At 39.9% G+C, this 26356-nt stretch carries 14 protein-coding genes, 1 tRNA gene and 1 pseudogene; 5 read left to right on the forward strand and 11 right to left on the reverse strand.

Features of this window, described 5'->3' with window-relative positions:
• Window positions 1–71 precede the first annotated feature (71 nt).
• From RE317_RS12200 to RE317_RS12245, 10 genes are all read right to left on the reverse strand, one after another.
• Window positions 72–638 (reverse strand): sigma-70 family RNA polymerase sigma factor, encoded by a 567-nt coding sequence (locus RE317_RS12200; protein ID WP_005839106.1) that lies wholly within the window; start codon window positions 636–638, stop codon window positions 72–74.
• A gap of 78 nt (window positions 639–716) precedes the next feature.
• Window positions 717–790: transfer RNA gene (locus tag RE317_RS12205), tRNA-His, on the reverse strand.
• A 75-nt stretch (window positions 791–865) separates the two neighbouring features.
• The gene (locus tag RE317_RS12210) at window positions 866–1939 is read right to left on the reverse strand and encodes a CapA family protein (RefSeq protein ID WP_008668395.1); all 1074 of its coding nucleotides are present in this window, start codon (window positions 1937–1939) and stop codon (window positions 866–868) included.
• Between the two features lie 59 nt (window positions 1940–1998).
• On the reverse strand, window positions 1999–5958 hold the full coding sequence (locus tag RE317_RS12215) for a two-component regulator propeller domain-containing protein (RefSeq protein WP_008668393.1): 3960 nt from the start codon (window positions 5956–5958) through the stop codon (window positions 1999–2001).
• A 201-nt stretch (window positions 5959–6159) separates the two neighbouring features.
• Window positions 6160–8136, reverse strand: a complete 1977-nt coding sequence (locus RE317_RS12220; RefSeq protein ID WP_008668392.1) for a glycoside hydrolase family 97 protein — start codon at window positions 8134–8136, stop codon at window positions 6160–6162.
• A 6-nt stretch (window positions 8137–8142) separates the two neighbouring features.
• Window positions 8143–9621 (reverse strand): hypothetical protein, encoded by a 1479-nt coding sequence (locus tag RE317_RS12225; protein ID WP_008668390.1) that lies wholly within the window; start codon window positions 9619–9621, stop codon window positions 8143–8145.
• Window positions 9622–9628: 7 nt separating this feature from the next.
• Window positions 9629–11638 (reverse strand): hypothetical protein, encoded by a 2010-nt coding sequence (locus RE317_RS12230; RefSeq protein ID WP_005848767.1) that lies wholly within the window; start codon window positions 11636–11638, stop codon window positions 9629–9631.
• A 93-nt stretch (window positions 11639–11731) separates the two neighbouring features.
• Complete coding sequence (locus RE317_RS12235) at window positions 11732–13366, reverse strand: RagB/SusD family nutrient uptake outer membrane protein (RefSeq protein ID WP_005848769.1); 1635 nt, start codon at window positions 13364–13366, stop codon at window positions 11732–11734.
• A gap of 29 nt (window positions 13367–13395) precedes the next feature.
• A complete protein-coding gene (locus RE317_RS12240; protein ID WP_117873473.1) occupies window positions 13396–16497 on the reverse strand; it encodes a TonB-dependent receptor in 3102 nt (1033 codons plus the stop codon).
• A 33-nt stretch (window positions 16498–16530) separates the two neighbouring features.
• Window positions 16531–18459: a glycoside hydrolase family 97 protein gene (locus tag RE317_RS12245; protein ID WP_008668386.1), complete on the reverse strand. Its 1929-nt coding sequence runs from the start codon at window positions 18457–18459 to the stop codon at window positions 16531–16533.
• Window positions 18460–19079: 620 nt separating this feature from the next.
• Here RE317_RS12245 and RE317_RS12250 point away from each other — a divergent pair.
• Window positions 19080–20150: a site-specific integrase gene (locus RE317_RS12250; RefSeq protein WP_303266247.1), complete on the forward strand. Its 1071-nt coding sequence runs from the start codon at window positions 19080–19082 to the stop codon at window positions 20148–20150.
• Between the two features lie 511 nt (window positions 20151–20661).
• Here the strand turns inward: RE317_RS12250 and RE317_RS12255 are convergent.
• A pseudogene (locus tag RE317_RS12255) lies at window positions 20662–21564 on the reverse strand (IS5 family transposase).
• Between the two features lie 178 nt (window positions 21565–21742).
• On the opposite strand from RE317_RS12255, the gene RE317_RS12260 reads away from it, so the two are divergent.
• From RE317_RS12260 to RE317_RS12275, 4 genes are all read left to right on the forward strand, one after another.
• Window positions 21743–23197, forward strand: a complete 1455-nt coding sequence (locus RE317_RS12260) for an IS1182-like element ISBas1 family transposase (protein ID WP_008668383.1) — start codon at window positions 21743–21745, stop codon at window positions 23195–23197.
• Between the two features lie 801 nt (window positions 23198–23998).
• Window positions 23999–24610 carry a UpxY family transcription antiterminator gene (locus RE317_RS12265; RefSeq protein ID WP_008668382.1) on the forward strand — a complete coding sequence of 204 codons (612 nt, stop codon included), beginning with the start codon at window positions 23999–24001 and terminating at the stop codon, window positions 24608–24610.
• A 134-nt stretch (window positions 24611–24744) separates the two neighbouring features.
• Entirely contained in the window at window positions 24745–25932 is a 1188-nt protein-coding gene (locus RE317_RS12270; RefSeq protein WP_008668381.1) for a hypothetical protein, read from the forward strand.
• Window position 25933: 1 nt separating this feature from the next.
• Window positions 25934–26350: a hypothetical protein gene (locus RE317_RS12275; RefSeq protein ID WP_008668380.1), complete on the forward strand. Its 417-nt coding sequence runs from the start codon at window positions 25934–25936 to the stop codon at window positions 26348–26350.
• The last annotated feature ends 6 nt before the right edge of the window (window positions 26351–26356 follow it).

A 26356-nucleotide genomic window follows, 5' to 3' on the forward strand; every position in this document is an offset into this window, starting at 1 on the left:
GATTACTTTCTTTTAATAAAAGAGAGTCCAAATTAATAAATGGGTGACAGAAAAAGAAGAAAAATTTAATTTTAGTAAAACAGTGAGTGCAGATTGTATTCTTTTCTTAATTGTTTCAATGCTCTTGTCAGATGAGTTTTTAGGGTATTCACAGAAATATGAAGTTCCTCAGCAGCTTCTTTATATTTCTTATTTTCCATAATGACAGCTCTCACCACTTGTAATTCCTGATGAGGTAATTTTTGTAGTTTTTCCAATAATAACTTATTTCGTTCCTCTTGCTCCTCTTCATCTATAGACTCTTCAGGAATACCCATATCAATGCCTGAGAGTTCTTCCATAGACAACATGTTGTTTTTCTGCAAAGCATTGATGGCCGCATTCCGCACAGACAAATAAAGATAATAACGAAGATTCTGATTTATTTTCAAATAATATTTCTTCTCCCAAAAATAGATAAAGAAATCCTGCACAATATCTTCAGCCATCTCAAAAGAATCGGTCAGCTGCACCGCATATATACATAATTTCATGTGATAAGCATCAAATAATAAACGAAAAGCCTCCTTAGGAGATGTCTGGAACAACTCCAAGATATACTTATCCTTTTCGCTATTATCTTTCAAATTTATCATCATGATAATACACTAATAGACATAAAAACTGAAAAAGGTTCTATAAATCATTAGATTTACAGAACCTTTCATAGGTGAAGGGGTGACTAGTGGGATTCGAACCCACGACATTCAGAACCACAATCTGACGCTCTAACCGACTGAACTATAGTCACCATGTTAGGCTTTCCTTTCGAAAGCGATGCAAAGGTACTGCTTTTTTTTATATCTGCAAACTTTTTGAGGAAAAATTATTCAAAAAAATACTCTTTTATGCCTCCATTCGATTTTCCTAATAAATTTTCAGTTCCTTTCAAGAAACGTTTCATCACATTAAGTTCCTCATTATTAATGGATTTATTAATAAAAGTAACAGGATATAATTCAAAGTTCTTTTTTTTACTTAAAACAGGTCTTGAAGTCCAAACCAATGCATATTCACAATCCGCTAAACGGGTTATTCGAAAAATCCGTTGCAACTTCAATCTTACCATAGCTCCTCCATCCGTTTTTTCTTTCGACATATTTGAGATAAAATTACCTAATGAATAAACAATGACATGCCGGGCAGGAGTCCGGGGGTCTTTTACAATTTCCATAGGCTGGAGTACATGCGGATGCGAACCTATTACATGATCAACTCCTTGTTCAATCAACCAGTTAGCCAATTCACACTCCGATCGTTCAGGGAACGAACAATATTCCACTCCCCAATGCATACAGGCTATAATAACATCAGGAAGTTTTCTGCGTGCATCAAGAATATCTTTTTTTATTTGTTCCCGATTAATATAATTCACCACATTCGGAGCATCAGTCTTCAAGCCATTCGTTCCATAAGTATAGTTCAACAATACAATTCTAAAACCATTCTTCTCAATCAATAACGGGTAGCTCTTATGACGTTCTTCCGGGTTCCTATAGGTTCCAGCATGATGTATTTTCAAAGAATCCAGCATCAGAATAGTACGTTCCAACCCCAACTTCCCCTTATCCAGACAATGATTGTTAGCGGTCAGCAATACATCAAATCCGGCTTCCTTTATAGCATGAAGATATTCGTCCGGAGCACTGAACGCCGGATACCCTCTATAAGGCTTTCCTCCCAATGTCACCTCTAAGTTCCCTATAGCCATATCCGCCTCACTTATTTCTTTCTTCACATGACGGAAGCAATCATTATAATTATACCCGTCTCCTTGCCTAGCTGCATCAATTTGAGCCTGATGTTGCATCAAATCACCGACAAACAACAAAGAGATCTGATCTTGCGCCGATAGTGACAAACCAAACCATAGCAAAAAAAGAATGAAGATCTGTTTCATCTATTCTAACATTAGAGGGTACAAGATAGGAAAAAATTCGTAAAGAACAAAGTTCTACACTAATTTACAGTTTTCATACGCTTGAATTCCGTAGGAGCAACCCCGAACTGCGCCTGAAAACATTTTGCAAAATAAGATGGAGATGAAAAACCAACCTGAAAACAGGCTTCACTAACCTGCACCCCATCTTGAGAAAGCAGCACTGCTGCTTTCTTCAATCGGATAATACGAATAAAATCGTTCGGGGTCATACCCGACACTGCTTTCAGTTTTGTGAACAATCCTGTACGGGAAATCCCTATTTCTTGCGCCAACACATCAACAGAAAAATCTGAATCTATCATTCTACTTTCGATAATACCAGTCACTTTTTCCAAAAATTCTTTATCAATCCGCGAACTAGCAACAGAAGCGGAAGGAAGCATCGGTTCGGTCTTGAAACTTCCCTTCATTCGCTCTCTATTAGACAGCAGACTATGTATCTGCGCTTTTATAATATCTGAAGAAAATGGTTTTGCTACATAGAGGTCTGCTCCATTCTCCAATCCTTCCACATAATCTCCTGTTTCCACCTTTGCAGTAAGCAAAACAACTGGTAAATGACTTGTTCGGAAATTCTGTTTTATTTTCCGGCAAAGTTCCATACCATCCATGACAGGCATCATTACATCACTGATAACCAAATCCGGCATCAGTTCACTTAATAGATCAAGCGCTTCCTTACCATTCGAAGCACAAGTAATCTGATATCTAGGAGCCAAAAGCATTCGTAAATAATTTAATAAATCCTGATTATCATCTACGACAAGAATGTGATAGGGCTTCTGTTCAGTCACATCAATAGGTGCCTGAGGCAATATAACAGTCTGCCTAGCCTCATCTTGTAAAGTTTCACCTTGTTCACTTCGATCGAACCATATAATGAATGTGGCTCCAAGGCCCAATTCACTTTCCAGTTTTAGTTCACCATGCATCAGACTCACCAGTTTTTTCACCAACAGTAATCCTACACCTGTCCCTATATTATCAGTGGGCCTGTTCTCGCGTATCTGATAAAAAGGAGTAAAAATCTTCTCTTGCTCCTCTACGGCTATTCCTTGACCATTATCTTTGATCCTCAATTCCAATTTGTTTTCCTCTGTGGGAATCAAATCAATCCAAATATGGGAAACCGTGAATTTTAATGCATTTGTAAGCAAATTGCTCACTATTTTCGTAAATGCCTCCGGATCTACTTTAGCGTAACAAGCCGCATCCGGCATTGTAAGTACAATTTTGACATTCTTCAGTTCCGCCGAAAGAGAGAAACGTTGACAAACAGCTGCCAGAATCGCTTTTATGTCAACATCCACCAAAGTAACATTCATCCCCCCCGACTCTACTTTACGGAAATCCATAAGCTGATTCACCAAACTAAGCAATCGCTTTCCATTACGCTCAATAACTAAAAGCTGGGGCATAGCCTCTCCGATACTTCCCGTAGATCTCATCACATTTTCAAGAGGAGCCAATATCAAGGTAAGAGGAGTTCTTATCTCATGTATCATATGCGTAAAAAACTCTATTTTACTTTGATAGATTTCCTTGTCTTTCTCTACTGCCATCATCATTAATTTCTCACGTTGCTTTTTATTCATGCGATAATATAAACAAGCCAACATACCTATTCCCATACAAACATACAAAATGATAAAACAGGTAGAAGCCCACCAAGGTGGAAGAACCCTAATAGGAAAAACAATCGCATTTTCGTTCCATACTCCATCACCATTAGAAGCACTGACACGGAATGTATAATTCCCAGAAGGAAGATTAGTATAGGTCACACGAGGAGCTGAATTTGTTTCAGTCCAATCTTTTTCAAATCCTTCCAACTTATATTTATATTGATTTTTAGAAGGATTAGCATAATTAAGCGTAGCGACAGACAAACTGAAAATGGAGTGTTTATGTTCCAGTACCAAATGATCTGCATACGTAATGGAAGTAGATAAAGGAGAATTGTCACTCCCGACTTTTACCGGTTTGTTGAACAGCTGAAAGTCAGCTAGAACCACTGTCGTTTTTTGATTAGGAGAAGCAAGTCTATCCGGATGGAATTCATTAAATCCATTAATACCTCCTACAAAAATAGTACCGTCCGCCAACTGTATTCCCGAATTGGGCAAAAACTGATTTTCCTGTAATCCGTCCAGCTTGTTATATATCTTGATACTCCCATTCTCCGGCTGGTAACAATACATACCATTGCTGGTCGTCAGCCACAGTTCATTATTTGCCGCTATAATCTTGTGTACCACACGTATGTTCTCCGGTAAAACCACTTTCTCAAAAACTTCCTCCTCATAATTATATTTTAAAAGGCCGCATCCATCTGTTCCAAACCATAAATTTTCTTTTTCATCCAAACAAGCAGTAATAATCTTATTGGAAGGAATAACGGACTGATTCTCCTCTTCCCCCGTTCGTAAAGAAAAATGTTCCCATTTTTGTGTTTTCCTATCCAAACGAAAAATACCTTGATTAAGCGAACATACCCATAGATACCCTTTTTTATCTTCCATTATATAAGACACATCAGCCGGATGTACCTCATAAATCCGTTCAAAATCATCTGTTTCAGGAATATATTTATTCAAGCCATTAGTAGTTCCCACCCACAAGCACTGGGCGGAATCTTTATAGAGCGCATAAATACCTGATGCATACAAAGATCTGGAAGAACTACCGAACTTATAATTCTTAAACTTTCCAGTTTTTAGATCCATTATATCAAGTCCGCCCATATACATTCCGATATACAATTTATCACCATCCTGTAACAAAGCATGAATATTATGATAAGTCGGACCGGAAACAGAATGTTGAGGTTTATAAGATTTAAATGTATTTTTCTTACGATCCCAATAAAAGAAACCGGCATCATCAGTCCCTAACCAAAGATTATCTTGATCCGCTTGAGCAAAGACGCTGATAATCCGAGCATCCAACTGAGTATTTCCTCTATAATAGTGTATAAAACTATTTCCTGTTGGTGGAATATAATTCACTCCGCCAAAATAAGTGCCTACCCAAAGCGCCTGTTCATGATCCACAAACAAAGTCTGCAGATAATTATCATTCAACCCGTTAGTCTGTCTGTAATCCGAACGTAATGTTTCACCTTTTCCTGTAACAATATTATAGCTCGTCAATCCTTCATCCGAAGCTATCAAAAGCTCTCCTGGTATCCACTCCACAATACTTCGTACCTGAAGCACCCCTTTAGAATCTGACGGTTTTAATTTTTGTACAAGTTGTTTATCCTTCTTTTCCAGTAAATAAAGTCCGTTTCCACTACTTCCCACCCACAGGTTCCGCCTTGAATCTTCAAATAAAGTGATTGTATTCTTTACCCCATCTGCTGCAACCTGTTGAAAAAGATCCTCCGATGGAACAAATCGGCTTACTCCAGCATTCATTGTAGCTACCCAAATAATACCGGAACTATCTTCTAATATATATGAAATGTAATCGGAATTTATTTTTCCAAGGGCCGTATATTGATACAACTTGTCCGCATGAGAATCATAATGAAAAAGGCCTTGCCCCACTGTACCTATCCACAATGTTTTTTTACTATCCAGCATAATATGGCTGACAGGTGTATTAATCTTTACCCCCGACACTGTCTGTACGTCAAAAGTAGAGAAACTCTCAGTCCGAAGATTAAATAAAGCCAATCCCTGATCACTACCTATCCAAAGCCTTTGCCTGTCATCTTCTCTTATAGTATAAATACTAGAGCCTAATGAAGGAACCCGCTCATCCCGCCATACACGAATTCCGTTACCATCAAAACTATGTACCCCATCAATCGTTCCAAACCACATCCGGCCCTTCATGTCCTGAGATATACTATATACAGCATTGTTTGCCAAACCTTCATTAATAGTATAGTGCCTTACATTTCTAGTCTGGCATCTAACCGCAAGGCATAGTATAAAAAGAAAAGCAAATAGCGAAATCCGTTTATTCATAGTTAGATATTTCTATTGATCATTGTTCTTCTCCATCATTGGAAGTCCAATAAAATGAACCAAGGTTTCTTGCAAAAATAATGCTTTCTTATGATTTAGCAGGTATACAAAGAAAGTTATTTAATTTTAGACTTAAAATACAATGAGATGAGGAATGCTACCAGCCCCCACCTCATCACATTATCCACACAATGAAAAACTTTATTGCAATCTGATTGCAAATCCACCTCCCGGAGCCAAATGTATTTTCAACTTATCCCGCTTGTTCAAACGAACGGACTCGCGTTTGAAATCCTTGCCAATACGATGCGCATTCATACCATCTTTAAATAAATCCCCCACATAATCCTTATCTCCAAGGAAAGAACAATCTATCTCAAGATTTCTTGCTACTCCATCCGTAATGCCACCGATATACCAGCTATCTCCTTTCCTACGTGCAGTTACAATGTATTCTCCCAATTTGGCATCCAAAATATGTGTTTCATCCCAAACTGTAGGAATGCCTGTTATAAAATCAGTACATTCAACTTCTCGTTCATAATTGCCCGGTGTGTCACACAGCATATTCAGCGGAGATTCAAATATCACATACAAAGCCAATTGCCGGCAACGGGTACCTTGGCTCATCGGTTCAGAGTTACAAGGGAAATAACTGCCCTTCACAGCATTTCTCATTGCACCTTGTGTATAATCCATCGGTCCTGCCACCTGGCGGATAAAAGGAATCGTCACATCATATTTTACCTGGTCCACACTCTCCGGACTCCATTTCATGTTCTCCAGTCCATGAACTCCCTCAAAATTCAATACATTAGGATAAGTACGATTCAATCCAGACGGCTTATACATGCCATGCAAATCAAGGAGTAATTTATATTTAGCACAGGTTTCCGCCGCCCGATAATTGAAAGCGACCATTTCCTGATCATCCCGATCCATAAAATCAACTTTGAAACCCTTCACTCCCAGTTCGGCATAATAACGACACAGATTTTCCATATCTCTGTCGAATGCATAATAACCGGCCCATAAAATAATACCTACATTCCTGGCAGCCGCATAATCCACCAGTTCTTTCAAATTGATATCTTTTACCACCTGCATCAAATCAGCCTGCAGATTAACCGCCCATCCTTCATCCAATATCACATACTCCAACTGATGGGCAGCTGCGAAATCAATATACGCTTTATAAGTATCATTGTTCACTCCCGTTACAAAATCCACTCCATCCAGATTCCAGTCGCTCCACCATTCCCAAGCCACTTTACCCGGCTTTATCCATGAAAGATCACCAATCCGTGAAGGTGAACTAAGCAAATAAGTCATACTACTTGCAGCCAAATCCTTATCATCAGTCGTAACAATCGCCATGCGCCAGGGAAAAGTACGTGGTCCATCAACCTTCGCTATAAAATTCTCACGTTTTTCCACAATCATCTGCAAGTTATTATGTCCTCCCTGACGCTTACTTGCAGGATAAGGAGCATGTACACCTGTCAAACTGTTACCACCTGTCGCCCCCGACAAATAAAGCCCCGGATAATTCTCCAGATCCGATTCGGTAATACACACTTTAACTCCGTCACCGACTTCAACGACTAATGGAAGAAACATCAGCTTCTGCTTATCCAATTCCGAAATTTTACTAATAGTATATGTATTCTCAAACGCACTATAAAATTGATCCTCACTACGCGGTACCACATAAGGCACAATAGCCGTTTTATCAGTGGTAAATTGATAGTTCACTTCTTCTTGAAGAATCTTGAACGGCTTTTTCATTTGATTCACGAAACGATAGGCTATTCCATCATTATATGCCCGGAATTCCACACTCCATCCTTTCCTAAAACAAAGTACTAGTTTCTTATAATGATCCCGTAGCTGGCTGCTGCGATAAAAAGGTGAATCAATCAACTGGTCCACCTCTTTCCGGGAACTGCTTGTCAGTTGCGGATGATCCCCCCACACGGTTCCGTTTTCCAAAGTCATTGACAATGGAGAAGCGGCAAGCACCTGCTTTCCGTTACATTTTATATCATAAGTCAACTGTTCCCCTATGGTTATAGTTGTATTCAAATGTCCATCAGGCGAGTTCAGTTGGAACACTTTCCGTGCCTGTGTAGTCAATACTATCCAACTGCATAAAAATAAAATTGTCAGCTTTTTCATTATCTGTTAGTTTAAATTAGTTAAAACTTCCGCACTTAACTTAGAGTGGGCAGGCAAGGGTACGCAAACTTCAGAAATCACATTTCCACGAATATCTTTCAACAAGACCGGAGCATACACCTTCCCGTTCACCTTTATTTCAGAATAATCCCCTATAAAAGCAACCTTCCATGTCAACTTCTTAGAAGTGTTATTCTCTATATCAGTCCTCATCCTGCCTCCATGCTTAACAGTGATATATCCATCAAAAACAGGCAGATTTTTAATTTCCGCCTTTTGGGAATCGCCCGCCAGACGCGAGCAAGTCGCCACACTGCTTTCACTAGCCAAAGGCTTGACTCCCATAGCTCCACACACCGTACCTTCAATGATACCATAAGATACTTCAGGATACTCAGACCTGTTCATGTGAGGCAGATTTACCAAAAAATAATAAGCCTCGTCATCATACCCCAAACGATAAAAAAGGGTGGGAAACGCTGACATATTCTCCACATTCCATTCTCGGCTCAAAATGTCCTTCACGCTGGCACGAATGCGGTCCGGATTTTCAGACGCGTCAAACCAAAGAATAAAAGGAACTCCTTCCCCCCGATAAAACTTCTGATCCTCCGTCCAAAAAGTCTGATAAAAAGAACTGTCAGGGTTCCACCACCTGTTCTCCAAGATTTCCCGGTATGCTTCCGCCTGGGTTCTTCCTTTTGTCATCTTCACATCATCCCCCGTCAATCCGGCCATTTCGGCGTATGCATTAAAACCTGCATACATCGTAGCCAATAAATCCACCCCAACCGTCAGTCCAAGGAAATTCTCCACATACGAAGGCAGTCCCCTGCAAGTATGAAAATTATTATTCGGATTAAAATCCTCAGGCTGATTCATATAAGGAGAGCGATCCATTATCTTTTCCGGTTCCAAAGCCCAGCGATGCACATATTCGTTCACAGACTTTTCATAAAAATTTGTAAAAAGAGGGTCTGTCAGATAACCAGCATCTCCCGTCCATTGATACATTTTCAAACAAGCCTGCATCACATCAAAATTAGCATTCAGATTATACCAGAATTCCTTGTCATTGGTATAGTCAGCCGGCGCAGGTTTATTATAACGGTTTATCTCCCAATAGGTACACCAGTCTTTTTCTTCACTAATATTTTCCACAAAACGCGTGAACATATTCTTATTATGTCTGGCAAGACCCAAAATCTGAGCGCCCACCGACTGATGAGACACATCGCGCATACAGAAAGCCTCGCGCTGCGGTAATGCGGCTTCATACCAATATCCTACCGGATCACTATTATCATGTGCGTATGACAATGCCATCTTTTTCGCCCAATTGTACGCATTTTCCAACTGCTTATCCGAAGAGGTAAATACCGATATCTGGTCTGACGGCAATCTCTGAATAGCATTTTCTTTTGAAGATGAGCCACAACTTGCCATACACAAAGCCGCAACTCCCAATAATATTGCTTTTTTCATACCATATTCACTTTAATTTAATAGTAAGTTTATTCCCTACTTTAATAAAATGTTGTTGTATCTTATTTCCATTTATAATTTTCACCTGAAGTCTATTATTAGGCAAACGATCGATCTCAATGTCAAATTTAGAACCAAATGCCCCTATTTTTCTCAAAGCCATGTGACTCCATACCTCCGGTAGACGAGGTGTAAGGATAAAACTGTTAAAACCGGTAGGACGAATACCAAATAAGCCTTCTGTGATTATACGTCCATATAAGCCACTTTCCGCAGAAAGATGACGCTGACCACCTTCAGGCCATGCTTCAATGGCATAAGGCACATGCTCTCCCAACAACCGGGTAGTGGAATAACGATGTAAATACTCTGTCGCTTTTTCCGTTTCTCCCACCGCATATACCCCTCTCAAGGCATATAGTGTGGAACGATCCCAAAAAGTATCACTTCCTGCCTGTGTCAATAATCCATTTTCCGTCCATAAACGTGGTGAGAACAGCGCATTTATAGTAGCCTCGGCACGTTCATCTATACCAACCGTCAATGGAATACAAATCCACGAACGCAAAATGTCATTCCCTTTATAATAAGCATATGTATCAAAACCTTCCACAGAAGCACCGAAATATTTTTCAATATTCTTACGCAATATGGCAGCCTGCTTACGATAAACGCCCGCATTTCCTTTACCCAGTTCCCGTGCCAGACAGGAAGCAGAAATCAAAGCGTCATAATAAAGAGAAGAAGTGCACAAATTAGCATCTCCCGAAGGAAAACGATTTTCCAATTCGTCTGTATCCGAAGCCACCACTCCCTCTTTGTTCAGTTTATGATTACAATATTCCAGACACCAAGTGACAAGCGGCCACAATTGTTCTGCTTCCTCACGGCTTGCACGGGCCAGCAGATAACGGGACGCTCCATAAGCGATCATAGCCGCATCCCCTCTGTCACCTACTCCATTCCAGATATCCAGCCCTTCAGCCACAATAGAACTGGGAATAGGTTTCCATTCATTATTCATAAAACGGGCAAAATGCTTGAATGAGTTCAATGCCGATGCATTTCCATAATCATAGCCAGTAAATGGGAAATAAGGATTAATATATTCAGCCTGGTCATTAGCCCAAATAGCTGCATAGTACGATTCTCCGCCAGGTCCGTGCATAGGTCCTCCCTGAGTTTCATAGATACTTTCACAAGCCCGGATTTTAGAAAAAGCGAACATACGGTCAATAATCGGATCAGGGGTTTCAAGTACCAGATTATCCATCCATGAAGTCACTGCCTCTATTCGTTTCAGCTTCTCCTGCTGTCCGTTAATGACCAATGCGGGTTGTCCTTTTTTATATCCGGTAATATAAGCACTAAAAGAGAGCGTATCCCCCGGTTGTATAGAAAAATACCCATTTCTATCTATTTTCATTTCAATAAGATAAGAACCATCCACTCCTTTCCGCGGATCGGTGTACAATCTATTGTTTATTACCGGAATTTCTACGAACATGGGATTCTTGTCTGTATTAATCAAAAGATAATTTTCAATTAATGCAGGCAAGTCCGTTGAAGGCAAATATTCCCGTATCACTTTACACTGCCCATACCATCCGCCGTTATAAGAACTTTCAACAGTCAACATACCCTTCAAGCGGATATTGTCCACTTTTTCATCGGTAATAGTTCTACCATTGACCGTAACCATATCCAATGGATTCCAATCGAATCTCCTCATCAAACTGGCATGAGTATTATTCGGAATGGTACGCAACAAAGGCCATACCATACTTTTATTCACAACAAACGCTCCATCCGCATTCACCCCATAGCGCAGCACAACAGATACTTGTTTTCCACTCATTTCAATATGGTCACTGTGTGGGATTTGTTTGGCGGGCACCCATTCAATGCTTCCATCCGCCAACATTCGCCAACGAGATGATCCAGTGGCCAAAGCGAAAGAAGAAAATACAGTCAGCAGCATATAGCCCACTAAAAAGATCACTTTCATTTTATGCATAATTCATATTATTTCTGAGACTCACAAAATAAGGTAAAATTCCGGGAACATCACCATACGTCCCCGGAATTCATCATATAATCATACTTCTACCTATTTATCATAACCCGGATTTTGTTCCAATAAATCATTTTTTTGAATTTCATAACGTGGAATAGGAAGCAGATAGTTGGCAGGCGCCACAAAATCGCGGTCTTGAATTTTAAATAATTCATATTTCTTTGTACCATCTGTCTGCTTAGTTATATTTATACCATGAAAAGCACCCTTATCCACCTTTTCCGCAATTTTCCAACGGCGTACATCATAAAAACGATGTTCCTCGAAAGCCAGTTCTACCTTACGTTCGTGTTGGATTTTAGCTAAAAGAGCTTCTCCGCTTTCAGTAACATCAGGCAAAATATCCTCTCTGCCTCCACGTGCTCTTTTACGGATATAATTTACATATTCACGTGCTACATCTTCCTTGCCACAATGATACATGGCTTCTGCATAATTCAGATAGATTTCTGCCAAACGGCAATAAACCCACGGTTGCTTTCCTTTGTCCGACCAGCTTTTTGTCAGATTTTCATCCATAAATTTCCGGATAATATAATGTGTTTTAGAATAGTTCCATGCATCCTTACCAAACTCACTATCTATTCCACCTGTTTTTCCATCATTATTTACCCAAAATTCCACTTCTGTTCCTCTAAACAACTGTCCGTCACATACTACAGAAGCATATAAACGAGGATCACGCCCCGCCCAAGGATCTGTTGTAGCAGAAGTATATAAAGCCGGATCAGGCATAGTACCGTCTTCCATCTCATAACTATCTACCATTTCCTGCAACACAGCAGTACAAGAGTATCCACCCCAACCGTTCGTACTGTTATACCAATCATACCAATGGCCGAATTCCGTATTATACAAACGTTGGAATATAATCTCAGAACTCATCGGATTTAGGAAAAGTCCTTTATAATCAGTATCCAAAGAGTATCCTAATTTCATCACTTCTTCTGCTGCTTTAGCAGCAGCTTCCCATTTGCTTTTATCATTAGCCGGATTCCATAATGGACTGGCAGCATAAAGCAACATACGTGATTTCATAGCCAAAGCTGCTCCTTTCGTTACCCGTCCAAAATTTTCACCTGCAAATTTTTCCGGCAAAAGCTCGGATGCTTTCTGAAATTCGGAAACAATAAAGTCCACACAATCCTCATAAGTGTTACGCTTAATCATCATTTCGGGATCATCCAACTCAAACAAGCGAGTAATCAAGGGTACTCCTCCATAATTGTTCACCAATTCCATATAATAATAAGCTCTGAAAAAAGTAGCCTCACCTATCAACCAACTTCTTCTCGGTTCATCTATCGTTTCCACCTTATCCATATTACTAAAGAATATGTTGCAATTCTTTATGTTGGCATAATAATCCGACCAAATATCCAGACCTCCCAATTGATCGGGAGCCAGACCTCCTGTATTAATACTCCACGCACTGGCCCAATTAAAGTTCTCCATGGATTCATCACATACAAATCTCAATGAACTACGACTCCATCCGTTACGTGGTTTTGTATAATTCATGGTCACATAAGATTCAGTAAGATTAGCATCTGTAAAGATACCGTCTTCCGTATATGAATCCAATGGTTCTACGTCCAGTACATCACAAGAAAACATATTTCCCATCAACAGGGCGATGCATGTACTTTTCAATATGGCTGTTTTCATATTTATTCTTAAACTTAAAGGTTACTAATTTAGAAACTAACATTAACTCCAAATGTATAAGTACGAGCTTGAGGATATTTCTGTCCTGTAGAAGTCGCATCTGATTCCGGATCTTGCACTTTCACTTTATCAAAAGTCAACAGGTTCGTTCCAGTCAATACCAGACGCAAGTTCTGAATTTTCAATTTCTCTACAAAAGATTTAGGAAATGTATAAGCCAGTTCCACATTTTTCAAACGGATAAATGAAGCATCATACAACCAGAAATCACTCCATCTGGTATTTTCATAATCATCCTTATCAAACGCTCTCGGATATTTTGAGTTAGGAGTTTCCTCGGCTGAAATCCAACGATTATTATAGAATTCTTTGTCCAAATTATAAGAATAAGGGACAATCATCTGTTCAGCCCTAGCTTGACCTGTCCATAGCATACTGAATTCCAGTCCTTTCCATTCAATTCCCATATTCAAACCGTATACAATCTGTGGGACATTGCCATATTTACTACGAATACGGTCATTGTCATTAATCACCCCGTTATCATCAATATCCAGGTACTTGATATCACCTGGTTGAGCATTAGCCATGTGCGGAGTGCTATTGATCTCATCCCATGACTGATAGATACCGTCTGTTTTGTACATCAACCATGAATCGATAGAATGTCCGGTTCTTCTCTGCCATTCGGGAGTATTAGCTGCTTCGTCAAAGAATTTAATTTTGTTCTTAGTAAACGTAAAGTTACCAGAAACAAAGTAATTGATATCATTAATACGATTTTTGTGGCTCAACATCAATTCGACACCCTGATTACTTACTTCACCAATATTCTGGTCAGGCAATGTCAAACCGGTATAGTAAGGAATGGAAGCTTGCTTCGGAGTCAAGATGTCTGTACGGTTCTGATAGAAATACTCTACTGTGAAGCCCAACAGAGCATTCCAGAAATTACCATCCACTGCAATATTCTTAGAATCCACCTTTTCCCAAGTAATATCGGGGTTGCCAACACGTCCTGGTACAAACCCTTTATTTATATTGGGAATTTCACCCAAGATAGCACCGTTCTGCATATTATATGTACTGATATACTGAAAAGCATCCACACGGTCATTTCCCAACTTACCCCAAGAAGCACGCAATTTCAGATCATTGATAAATGAGAAATTATTCTTGATGAAATCTTCCTCACTCATACGCCAACCTACAGACAATCCCGGGAAAGTACCCCAACGCTTATTAGAAGCAAAATTCATAGAACCATCATGACGCAAGGTAAATTCGAACATATAGCGGTCCTTGTAAGCATAATTCAAACGTCCGAAATAATTCTGGCGAACAGTCACATAACCCCTGCCACCGTTTGTCTTTTCCTTATCAGCACCAAAGTCCAAATAATCAGGACGATTACTCAAATAGTATCCACGCCAGCCGTAGAAGTTCTCGCCTTCGTACTTACTCTGTTCATAGGCCACGAAAGCACCTACACGGTGGTCACCAAAGGTACGTTGGTAATCCAATTTCAAGTGGAAAGTCTTGGTCACATTGTCATCATGATCCTGACGTAAACTGATGTTGTTACCGTTCATATTGGTGGTCTTCTTTATGTACTCACCAGTAGCAGCGTTATAATCGTAAGTGTCCCATACATCCCACAACTGCTTTTGCTCACGTGCGTGATAGTCGAATGCAGCATAACCTGACAAAGAAAGCCCTTCGGTTATCCAAGGCAATTTCAAGTCAAAAGAGAACTTGGAATCCACAAACGTATCGTTGACCCGGTTGTAACCGGTTTCTTTACCTGCCACCAAAATAGCTAAGTTGTTTCCATTTGCCAAACCCGGGCCCGGCAGTCCATTGGGATAGTAGTCATACAACCAAGGATAAGCCATAAACGCTTCCCAAAAAATATCATCAGTGGAAATAACTGAATTATTGCGTTTTTCCCGACGGGCAGCCAAATCCACACCAATTTTCAAGTTATCGCTAATTTGCGCATCGATGTTAGAACGTACCTGTCCGGTTTGAAAATCCAAACTTGTGTTTCTATAGTTAGGTTCTTGATAAGAATAGTCACCTGAAACGTAGAATTTCACTTTTTCCGAACCTCCGCTGACACTTAGTGAATGACGGGTCTGAGGAGCCACGCTACGAAACACCACGTCCATCCAGTCGGTATCGCCATACTGATTACGGTTGATAGTACCATCCAAATATCCTCCTTTTATATTTTCATACAGCGGAGACTGACCGTTTCCTTTACGAATTTCGTCTGTCCATGTCATACACTGATATGCATTCATCAGATCAGGTGTACGTGTGTTACCCGACAAGGTGAATGAACCGTTGTAAGTAATAGTCGGTTTGTCTGATGTACCCCGTTTAGTAGTCACCAAGATTACACCGTTTGCAGCCTGCGCACCATAGATAGCGGCAGAAGCGTCTTTCAAAACATTAACAGATTCTATATCACTCGGGTTGAGTCGTTCCAAACCACCGCGGTTAGCCACTCCATCAATAACAATCAAAGGAGAGTTGTCATTCAAAGAGCCCTTACCACGAATCAGAATATCAGAGTAGTCATTACCCGGCTCACCCGAACGGTTGGTAGCAACCACACCCGGCAGCTTACCAGCAAAGGTATTGGTGATGTTGGCAATACCGGTAGTCTTCAAATCGCTACCTTTTACAGTAGATACAGATCCGGTAACAGTTGCTTTCTTCTGTACACCGTATCCTACTACGACTACTTCTTCCAATGCTTGTGTGTCTTCACCCAATCGGATTTGCTGAACACCGGCAACCGCTTTCACTTCAATGGACTGATAACCGATGTAAGAAATAACCAAGATAGAACCAACAGGAGCATCTAGTGTATAGTTACCGTCAAAATCTGTAATTACTCCATTTGTAGTTCCTTTGACAACAACATTGGCTCCAATAATCGGTTCTCCGGTACTTTTGTCAACTACCACTCCTTTCACTGTCTGACTCTGCTGAGAAACAGAATACGAAGCCGTTATCTCACCACTCAAGGATGGAACAGCAAAAACTGTCATAGCCCCCAAGCTAAGCATTCCCGCCAATAGGATATGCTTACTTTTTAAATTAGAATTTAAAGTGTTCATTTTAGATTAGAAACATTAAGTTTAACAAAACTATTATTTAATGATTGCAGCATAACCACCGCCATCATACATTGTTATCGTAATTTTATCCCCTTGTTTTACCTTTTGTACACGACGGGCAAAGTCATTGGCATTCATATCCACATTGACACCATCTTCCCAGTAAGTCAGTGTTTTGTTTCCTTTTATAAAATCAAGGTCTATTTCGAACTTCTGTCCTTTTTCACCGACCATACCACCAATATACCAAGTATCTCCGTGACGACGAGCCACTACTACATACTCACCTACAGAGGCTTTCAGCACGCGTGTTTCATCCCATACCACCGGCACTTGAGACAAGAATTCCATACAAACCGGTTCGCGGTAATAGTTGGAAGGAGAGTCGGCAAGCATCTGCAACGGACTTTCATACACCACGTACATACCCAACTGGTGACAACGAGTACCTACAGAAGCAGGCAGGTTGAACCAAATCTTATGGTCTTTTTCATGGAAATTAATCATAGCCCCCGGAGTGTAATCCATAGGACCTGCCACCATACGGGTAAACGGCAAAGTAACATTATGCTTCGGTGTCACGAAGCTCCCCCATTTATGGTTTTCCAATCCGGCTACACCTTCCGAAGTCAGTACGTTGGGAAACGTACGCAACCATCCTGTCGGTTTGTAAGCCCCATGAAAGTCCACCAGCATCTTGCGTGCGGCAGCTTTCCTAGCCACTTCATAATAAAAGTCCACCATTTCCTGATCGTCACGGTTCATAAAGTCCATCTTGATACCTTTAATTCCCCATTGACTGAACTTATCAAAAGCCTCGTCTATCTTTTCGCGAAACGGTGCCCAAGATACCCATAAAATCAAATCCACATTCTTCTTCTTGCCGTATGCCACCAACTCTTCCATATTGATTTCAGGAATTGTTTTAGTCACATCCCATGCTTCCGACCATCCGTCGTCAATCACCACATATTCTATTCCATATTTAGAGGCAAAATCAATGTAATATTTATAAGTATCGTTATTGATACCGCATTTAAAGTCAACGCCCGTCAGAATCAATGCGTTGTACCAGTCCCATGCAATCTTTCCGGGACGTACCCATGAATAATCTCCTTCTGCTTCCGGAGCTAATTTATAGATCAATTGGTTTGTTATCAGATTGGCATCATTCTCGGCAACAATCATTGCACGCCAAGGATAATTGCGTGTGCCATTTACACGAGCAATGTAATCAGCACGCTTGGTTGGAAATATCTGACGGTCGTCTGTCTTATAATCTTCCAGTGAAACAGCGGCAAACTTGCCTGCCAGCTCGTTTTTACCTTGCTTGCGCAGAAACATACCCGGATAGCTTTCCAAATCAGATTCGCTGATAAAAATACGGGCATTCTCATCTACCTTTATTAATATAGGAGTACTGCAAAAACGATCTGTACCTATTTCCGAGAGTTTCATCGGTTTGAATAACGGCTGCTGTGCAGAAAGCATACTGCGCTCTTCGGGAAACAACGTATTATAATCTTCCGGAAAACAATAAATCACTTCTTCATTCAGTACTTTCAATGAGTCGGGAAAATCTGTATGAAAACGATAGGCCAATCCATCATTATATACCCGAAAATACAGTTTGTAATTCTCTGCATCCAGTACCATTTCATTATAATGATCAATGATTTGCTTGCTTTTCTGGCGCACTACCGGTTTCAATACTTGATTTTGTGTGGAACGTTCCACATTCTTCACTTCCATATTTCTTCCGATAACGGTTCCATTGTCGAATGTCATGGAAATGGGAGAAGGATTCAGCATCATTTTACCATTAAAAGTTACGGAATAAGTGGTATTCGTTCCTGTTTCCACATTCACTGTAATACGAGAATCCGGAGAATCAACTGTGTAGTTTTCGGCGAAAGCCAAGCTTCCCCATGCCATCATCAGGCATAATAAAGTCTTTTTCATATTCTTAATTTTATAGGTTATACTTGATACCGACAAAAGTACCCTATCCATTAAAAAGGCATGGAATGTATTATCCAAAGTATTAGAAATACCATACAAGATACTGACACTATTGTACAAAACATTAGCTCTATCGTACAAACAAAACAGTTAAACAGCTAATAATAAATAACTTATATATAATCTATAAAAAATCAAGAGTATAGTACACTCAACGTTTCGTCCTGTCAATCCGTACCAGAGAGCACACTTTTTCACATACGTAGCAGGAGCTATACATAGCCCTATGCATTTGTACGTACAGGCTTATGCATACGTATGTGGAAATCACGTCCAAAAGACAAGGACATTTTAAAAAAAAGTCGGAGATTTTTAGAAAGAGTTGCATAATGGCGACACACCGCTTAAATTCAGCGAATTAATGGGATTGTATTTCACTTCCATTTGAAAAACGACGCTACAAAAAGCACATTTGAGCATGAGTTACGTTACCTAATCGTTACCTTGTCCAAGTCTATAAAACAGACAATATAAGCGGTTATTTTTCAATTGTTTGCATTATTCTTCATAGCTTAAAACAACTCGATAAATAGTAATTTTGTAACAAAAATAATCGAGTTATGAGGAGTACCTTTCGAGTTCTGTTCTACACCAAGAACCAGGCCATAAAAAATGGCCGTGTCCCTGTCATGGGGCGTATTACCGTCAACGGAACGACGGCGAGTTTCAGCTGCAAGCGTGATGTTCCCCTTGTCCTTTGGGATGCCAAAGGCAACTGTGCCAAAGACAAATCCGAGGAGGCAAGACGGCTGAACCGGGAGCTGGAGAACATCAAGGCACAGATCGGCAAGCACTATCAATATCTCTCGGACCACGATTCGTACCTGACAGCCAAGAAGGTCTATGACCGCTATAACGGCTTTGGCGAGGAGATCCATTCGTTGATGGAGATCTTCAATATCCAGATCCGGGATTACAAACGGCAGATCGGCAAGACGAAAGCCCAAAGCACCTACCGAGGGTTGGTGGACGAGTACAAGTGTCTGTCCTGTTATCTGAAGGACAAGTTGGGTACGGAGGATATCCCCCTGATGTCGCTGGACATGGATTTCATCAAGAACTATTACAACTGGATGCTTTCCGTGCGCGGGCTGGCCAAGTCAACGGCCTTCGAGCGCGTCAACACACTGAAATGGCTGATGTATCTGGTAATGGACGAGGGATGGATCCACAAGCACCCGTTCAAGAAGTTCGTGTGCAAGCCGGAATACAAGAAACGTCCTTTCCTCTCGGAGGAGGACCTGCAACGCGTTATCAGCGTCAAGCTGAGCTACAGGCGGCAGCAGGCCATCCGGGACATGTTTGTTTTCATGTGCTTCAGCGGCCTGGCCCATGCCGACCTGAAGGAACTTTCTTACCGGAATGTCCACACGGATTCGGACGGGAACACCTGGCTGGTTGGAAACCGTGTGAAGACCAAGGCACCCTATGTTGTCAAGCTGCTCCCGATAGCCGTCGAGCTGATCGAGAAATACAGGGGGGTGAACGAATTCAAGGTTTCTCCGGACAGGGTGTTCCCCGTGGGGGAAATAGGGAGTATGGAGGACAGTCTGAAACGTATCGGCGAGAAGACCGGCTGCAGTGTCCGCGTCAGCCCGCACACAGCAAAACACAATAGTTTTGTTATCTAACTGAAAATTAAATAGTTATCATATTGCTTTCACTTGACAGGTAACTATTTAGAAACGAGCGAAATTCAGCGGCTTGTTTCATCTTGCATACATTCAAAGGACGTTTCTACAATGCAAATATAAGGTTTTCAGGTGAGTAAATCAAAATAGCTATAGGCTTTTTCAGTGTTAAATCATTATTAGGGAGTTGTTTGCACTCTCCAATACAGTTGTGCAATTATGTAAATTATCGCAAAAGATTTAGCGGTAATCCAGCTTCCTGATAAAGATTATTGCAATATTCAATTAACGCAAAGGAATGGTCTTCCTTCAACTCCCCAGAGGTTTTCTTATATCATCCGTTACACGGCAGCCAAGCTGACAATTACAGCTGGTGCGGATATATCATCGGTGAAAACAGTATTAGGGCATGGAAGTGTGGGATCGACTGAGGTCTATGCCAAAGTGGGATTGGACAAGAAGATAGAAGCGATGAACTTGACTAATGGGATTTTTTAGACAATGAAGTGATTTAAACTTTTCTTTTTCTTACACATTTTCTCAATAGCATAACGGAAAAAGCGATATAGTTCCATGATTCCCAGTTTCTGAGAGTTGTATCAAATCGATTCAAAATAGTTCTGTAACTGTCGATCCATACGTTTGTCCGTTCTATGTAGTATCGTTCCCTATACAACAACTCATCAAGGACTATACTGTCATTTCCCGTTCCATTTCTTTTGTTGATACAGATGTTTGCCACAATTCCATAAGTTTTGAGCACTGAGCGGAGGGGTACACAATCAAATCCGGCATCCGCATTCAGAAAAAGCCCGTCCGTCCTGATATTGGCTTTTGCCATGTCTGCCATCATGTCTTGCATTGTAGCAACAATATTGTGCGTGTCATGATGTTCCCCGCTTTTCGGAGCGGACATGGCGAGAGGAAGCCCTTTCCTGTCTGTAAGATAAAGGGCATTGGTCGTCTTGCGTTTTTTTTCTTCCCTGATAGCCGACTTCTTCCCCGCCGCGTATGGCCGGAGTGTGGCCTCCGTCAAGGTCCACACTTGACATGTCAAGTTCCGAATGGTGCTTGTCCAAAAGTTGCAGCTAAAGCGACCTCCATTCGCATTTCTTGCTCCACTTGTTGTAATGGTGAAATACAGCACTGTATTTCAGGACCTTGCCGTTGAACAGCTCTTTCACGGGAAGATATGCCCATTGACATCCAGTCTTTAATTTATAGAGAATGGCATTGATAACTTCAATCAGACTGCTTCTTGATTGAAAACCGCGTTTTGCCACAGAAAGATGAGGAAGTATTTCGTTTTTTATCGTATCTTTGTTCAATATGCGTACATAGGTTGTTTATTATGAATGAGTTTGGTCACCCATAATATAATGAATAATTCTATTTGTACGCTGTTTGACAACATTTTAATTGATATACATAAGTTTAAATCACTTCAATGTCAATAAAGGGAGAAGAGTTTTTCTGAGGGCACTGAAAAAATTTCCTTGCAGCTTTTTAAAGAATTAAATCTGCACATAGCCTGTATATTATTTGGCTATGTGCAGATTTTTTGTACCTTAATGCCATAATATTTAAGGTCCATGCTATCACCACAACAAGAACTTCCGCTCAGTGAATATAGTTCACTCTACGATATAGTTGTCCCCCAAGACAATCTTCTTCGCCGCATTAATGATCTTGTAGATTTCACTTTTGTCTATCAGGAACTTGCCAATAAGTATTGCAAGGATAATGGTCGAACAGCAGAATCCCCTATTCGCATGTTCAAGTATCTTCTGCTGAAGACCATATACGATATTTCTGACGTAGATGTCGTAGAGCGTTCCCGTTATGATATGTCCTTTAAGTATTTCCTTGGCATGGCTCCAGAGGAAGACGTTATTAATGCCAGCAGTCTTTGTAAGTTCCGCAAGTTACGGCTGGAAGACATGGATCTTATGAACCTGCTAATCCAGAAGAGCGTAGAAATAGCGATAGAGAAAGGCATCATAAAATCAAGGACTATTATTGTAGATGCTACTCATACAGAAGCCAGGTCTAACCCGTACTCCCCGATAGAGATTCTGCGACTCCGTTCAAAGCAACTCCGTAAGGTACTTTATGCCATGGATGATAATATCAAGCAAACCCTGCCGTCTAAAAATAAAGAGGATGATCTTGCGCATGAGTTGGATTATACCAAAGACCTTCTGAAACTTATCACTTCAGATGCCAGTCTTTCAGAAGTGCCTGCAGTAAAGCAGCGACTTAACATGCTCAAGGAAACGCTTTCAGATATAGAGGATCACTATACGACCTCAAAGGATGCAGATGCCCGCATTGGTCATAAAACAGAAGACAGTTCTTTTTTCGGATATAAGACTCACATTGCAATGAGTGATGAGCGTATCATAACAGCCGCTACTGTTACTTCTGGCGAAAAGGGCGATGGGCCTCAGTTGAAAGAGCTTGTGGAGCAAAGCAGAAAAAACGGAATGGAAGTGAACACTGTCATTGGTGATACCGCATACTCCGGATCGGAAAACCTTAGACTGGCAGAAGATGAAGAGAAGGGATTTACTTTGGTATCAAAATTACATCCGGCCATAAGTCATGGACTCAGGAAAGATGAAGACAAGTTTGATTATAACAAGGATGCAGGCATGTTTGTTTGTCCTGCCGGTCATATGGCAATCAGAAAAGCAAGGCAGGGGAAAAAGGATGGGAAATGGAATCAATCCATGACTTATTTCTTTGATATAGAGAAATGCAAGACTTGTTCACGAAGAGAAGGATGCTACAAGGAGGGGGCTAAAAGCAAGACCTATAGTATACCTATCAGGAATGAAGAACAGAAAAGGCAGCTTGGATTCCAGAAATCACAAGAATTTAAAGATATAGCTCGTCAAAGATACAAGATTGAGGCAAAGAATGCAGAATTAAAGCAGGTATACGGTTATGATAAGGCACTGTCGTATGGGCTGGATGGTATGCAGATGCAAGGTGCTATGACCATCTTTGCCGCAAATATCAAGAGAATATTGAAACTAAGCTAAAAACACTTATAAAAATTACCCACGTATAATATGATGGCCTTACTGACTATACAAGGCCGAATATAAACTCCTATCAAGATATATAAAAGCAGATTGCAAAACCGATATAAAGGCTAATACAATCTGCTTTCGTCTTTTTAAAGATTGGGATTAAATCTTAAGAGGATACCTTTTTCAGTGCCCTCGTTTTTCTTTTTCCTTTTTTATCCCTTTTTGAACCTTTATTTGAAATTTAGAAGTTTTAAATCTTAAAAAATGCTTGAAATTTGGCTACTATCGCCATTTTCTTTCCCTTTCTTTATGTATTTTGGAATATTCTTTCGATATTTGCATTAGGACTATGAAAGTTTCAGATGTCGCCATTGAAGATGTATTCTTCTAAGACCACAAATGAAACGCCTACGCCGAGCCAAGAGCAAATTGCATGAAGCGGGTCATGGGTGGGATAATAATAGTCCGTTACATATTTAAGGCGTTTACTAACGCTCTGTTTAAGACGTACCGAATCTTGCAAATTCAAAATCCAGTCTTGAACTTAGCAACGGTAGATGTCCCGGGTGTGATTATATCAACCCCGTGGAGACCTTATAAGCACGAATTGTACCTTTTCGGGCATAATTTTTGTTTATATAGGTCTTTTAACGGTAAGACTATATTCATATCGGCGTGGGCTCTGACGTTGTCTGTTCATCTGGATTAGGCAATGCAAGAGCCTTGGTACGTGGAACGGACAACAAGACAATTCCACGCTTTTTTATGTGCTATTAACTGAGTTTTGTCTAGAATAAAGTTAGTACCGATATGAATATTGATGACCTTGCAATTAAAAGTGCAAACACCCAAAGAGGCGGTTTGGTTCCTTCCAGCACCGGGCTTACCCCCGATGCTCTCCCCGAAGTTCAAAAAAACAGTTTTGGTAGAGAACTCAAACACAGGGGGACCACCAAAAACGCTCTTTCGGGAACTGGTAACGACCACTCTTCTGCATCTAAAACAGAGGATTCTCATTGGTACGCTCTACGTACTACTTACGGAAGAGAAAAGAAAGCATACGACTATATTAAAGTAAAGGTGGAACTGCTTTCTATCGTCAGACTTGTAGATGGCAAACGTAAAACAGTAGAAGAGTCACGTCTTCCCAATATTTTCTTTGCTTATGGCACAGAAGAAGAAATCAAGTCTTTTGTTTACGACAACGTAAACCTTCCTTATCTCCGTTTTTACTATCGGTACTTCCATATCAGCAAAAAAGTCGAGAAAGAGCCACTGATTGTCTCCAACAATCAGATAGAGAGTCTTCGCATTATCTGTAAAGCAGATGCGGATGACATCATTGTATCTATTGATGAGGTGCAAAAATTCCAAAAGGGTCAAGCAGTTCGTATATTGAAGGGAAATTCAAGGGGGGGGTAACAGGCATCGTGGCTCGTTATCAAGGGCAACAGCGAGTTGGAATTGTTATTGATGGTTTGCTAACTATGGCTACAGCATGCATTCCAAATGCGTTTATTGAAATTGTAAAAAAGTAAAAGATTTAAATCACTAATATGAAAAAGAAAAAAATAGTTGTGATGCGCAGTTGTATTGCTAGCCTAAGTTGCTTATACTTAATGATATGCTCTAGTTGTGGAAATCCGCGCAATGGTGAGTCAAAAAATGAAGATAACACTAAAGAGATAGAAATAGTAAAAAAAGAGCCTATAACATATAATTTCTATGTTGAGAACTCAGGTAGTGTAAAGGGTTATTTTAAAGGAAATACAAATGATGCTGGTAATATCCTTAAAGAGTTTTACGATAGAATAGAAGAAAATAAAGGAGATGGCGATACTATCTCGCTAAACTACATTAATAATGGAATTAGTTCACAAAAAATCACCATAAATAAATGGCTCAACCAAATTTATGAGAACTGTAATTCAAGTTATTCTGATATTGATAAAGTTCTTGAGCAAATCTTATTGACCACTAATGATAATACCATAAATATTCTACTTTCCGACTATTGTTTTGAAAGTAGGTTTGGAAATTTGGATAAAGCAAAATCAGAAATAACCAAGATCTTCACCAAAGGAATAAACAAATATAACGATTTATCTATTGCTATATATAAGTATGAAGCATCATTTGAGGGATATTATTTTCCCGGCAAAATAAAATTCAATGGTAAACGTCCACTTTATTTATGGATTTTTGGTCCCAGTAGAAAAGTTAAAGATGTGACGAACTTGCCAATAACATTAGAGAATGAAGCGAAAATGTTTTTGCAACCAATGGAAGTGTGTACAACAATGGTTATTACTAACAATGCCCGAATGACAGACAAGGGAAAAGATATAATCGTTAAACACTGGAAAGAAGATCGATATGAAAATAATCTATACAAGGTGGATATAAAGGTAGATTTATCAAAGGTTATAATTTCTGATTCGGAAATAAAAGATATAACAAAATATACAATAGCCCCCAATGAATACTATATTGAAAATATAAAATCGGAAAGTAAGGGACAATATATTTATACGATTGCAACAAACCAACGACCTTTTGCTTGTGATTTAGTTATTGGTTATACAACAAAGTTACCAGATTGGGTTATTACATCAAATTTTGAGAACAACTCACTACCTAAAGATAGTACAACTTATGGCATAAAATCATTAATTGAAGGAGTAAACAATGCCTATCGAAATAAATACAATAACATTTTTATAATTAATTTGAATTTAAAATAGTATGGAAGATTTATTTAACTCGATTTACTACTACACAAATGGTTTCTATAGTGTAGAGCTTGATTCGTATCTCTATGAAACCATACCAGGTTATTTGCACATAGGTGCTTTTATGCTTATTTGCTCTTTTGTAGTGTGTGCTATATTCTACTATGTTTTAGCTCCAGTTCGCAAGCAAACTATGTGGTGGTTTGTATATTCTGGTATAAATGCTATTATCAATTTTGTATTTGCATTATGGTACACGATGACACCATTAATCAACAATGAAGTTGCACCATCGGAAGAATGGTTATATTTAGATTGTACCATGCTTAGTTTCACTAATGTGATTTGGTCATTTATCTTCTTTGTTGTTGCATCACTGATCATAAAATGGGGTAGCATAGCAAAATATGTACCCTTTCAAAAATTTTAACATTTT

The sequence above is a fragment of the Phocaeicola sp. GP0067 genome (genome assembly GCF_031119655.1).
In the GTDB taxonomy this organism is placed as follows: Bacteria; Bacteroidota; Bacteroidia; order Bacteroidales; family Bacteroidaceae; genus Phocaeicola; species Phocaeicola vulgatus.

What these genes read in the sequence shown, in the direction of transcription:
- RE317_RS12200 (WP_005839106.1), bottom strand. Translation starts at nt 638, where the DNA reads ATGATGATAAATTTGAAAGATAATAGCGAAAAGGATAAGTATATCTTG.
- RE317_RS12210 (WP_008668395.1), bottom strand. Translation starts at nt 1,939, where the DNA reads ATGAAACAGATCTTCATTCTTTTTTTGCTATGGTTTGGTTTGTCACTA.
- RE317_RS12215 (WP_008668393.1), bottom strand. Translation starts at nt 5,958, where the DNA reads ATGAATAAACGGATTTCGCTATTTGCTTTTCTTTTTATACTATGCCTT.
- RE317_RS12220 (WP_008668392.1), bottom strand. Translation starts at nt 8,136, where the DNA reads ATGAAAAAGCTGACAATTTTATTTTTATGCAGTTGGATAGTATTGACT.
- RE317_RS12225 (WP_008668390.1), bottom strand. Translation starts at nt 9,621, where the DNA reads ATGAAAAAAGCAATATTATTGGGAGTTGCGGCTTTGTGTATGGCAAGT.
- RE317_RS12230 (WP_005848767.1), bottom strand. Translation starts at nt 11,638, where the DNA reads ATGCATAAAATGAAAGTGATCTTTTTAGTGGGCTATATGCTGCTGACT.
- RE317_RS12235 (WP_005848769.1), bottom strand. Translation starts at nt 13,366, where the DNA reads ATGAAAACAGCCATATTGAAAAGTACATGCATCGCCCTGTTGATGGGA.
- RE317_RS12240 (WP_117873473.1), bottom strand. Translation starts at nt 16,497, where the DNA reads ATGAACACTTTAAATTCTAATTTAAAAAGTAAGCATATCCTATTGGCG.
- RE317_RS12245 (WP_008668386.1), bottom strand. Translation starts at nt 18,459, where the DNA reads ATGAAAAAGACTTTATTATGCCTGATGATGGCATGGGGAAGCTTGGCT.
- RE317_RS12250 (WP_303266247.1), top strand. Translation starts at nt 19,080, where the DNA reads ATGAGGAGTACCTTTCGAGTTCTGTTCTACACCAAGAACCAGGCCATA.
- RE317_RS12260 (WP_008668383.1), top strand. Translation starts at nt 21,743, where the DNA reads ATGCTATCACCACAACAAGAACTTCCGCTCAGTGAATATAGTTCACTC.
- RE317_RS12265 (WP_008668382.1), top strand. Translation starts at nt 23,999, where the DNA reads ATGAATATTGATGACCTTGCAATTAAAAGTGCAAACACCCAAAGAGGC.
- RE317_RS12270 (WP_008668381.1), top strand. Translation starts at nt 24,745, where the DNA reads ATGAAAAAGAAAAAAATAGTTGTGATGCGCAGTTGTATTGCTAGCCTA.
- RE317_RS12275 (WP_008668380.1), top strand. Translation starts at nt 25,934, where the DNA reads ATGGAAGATTTATTTAACTCGATTTACTACTACACAAATGGTTTCTAT.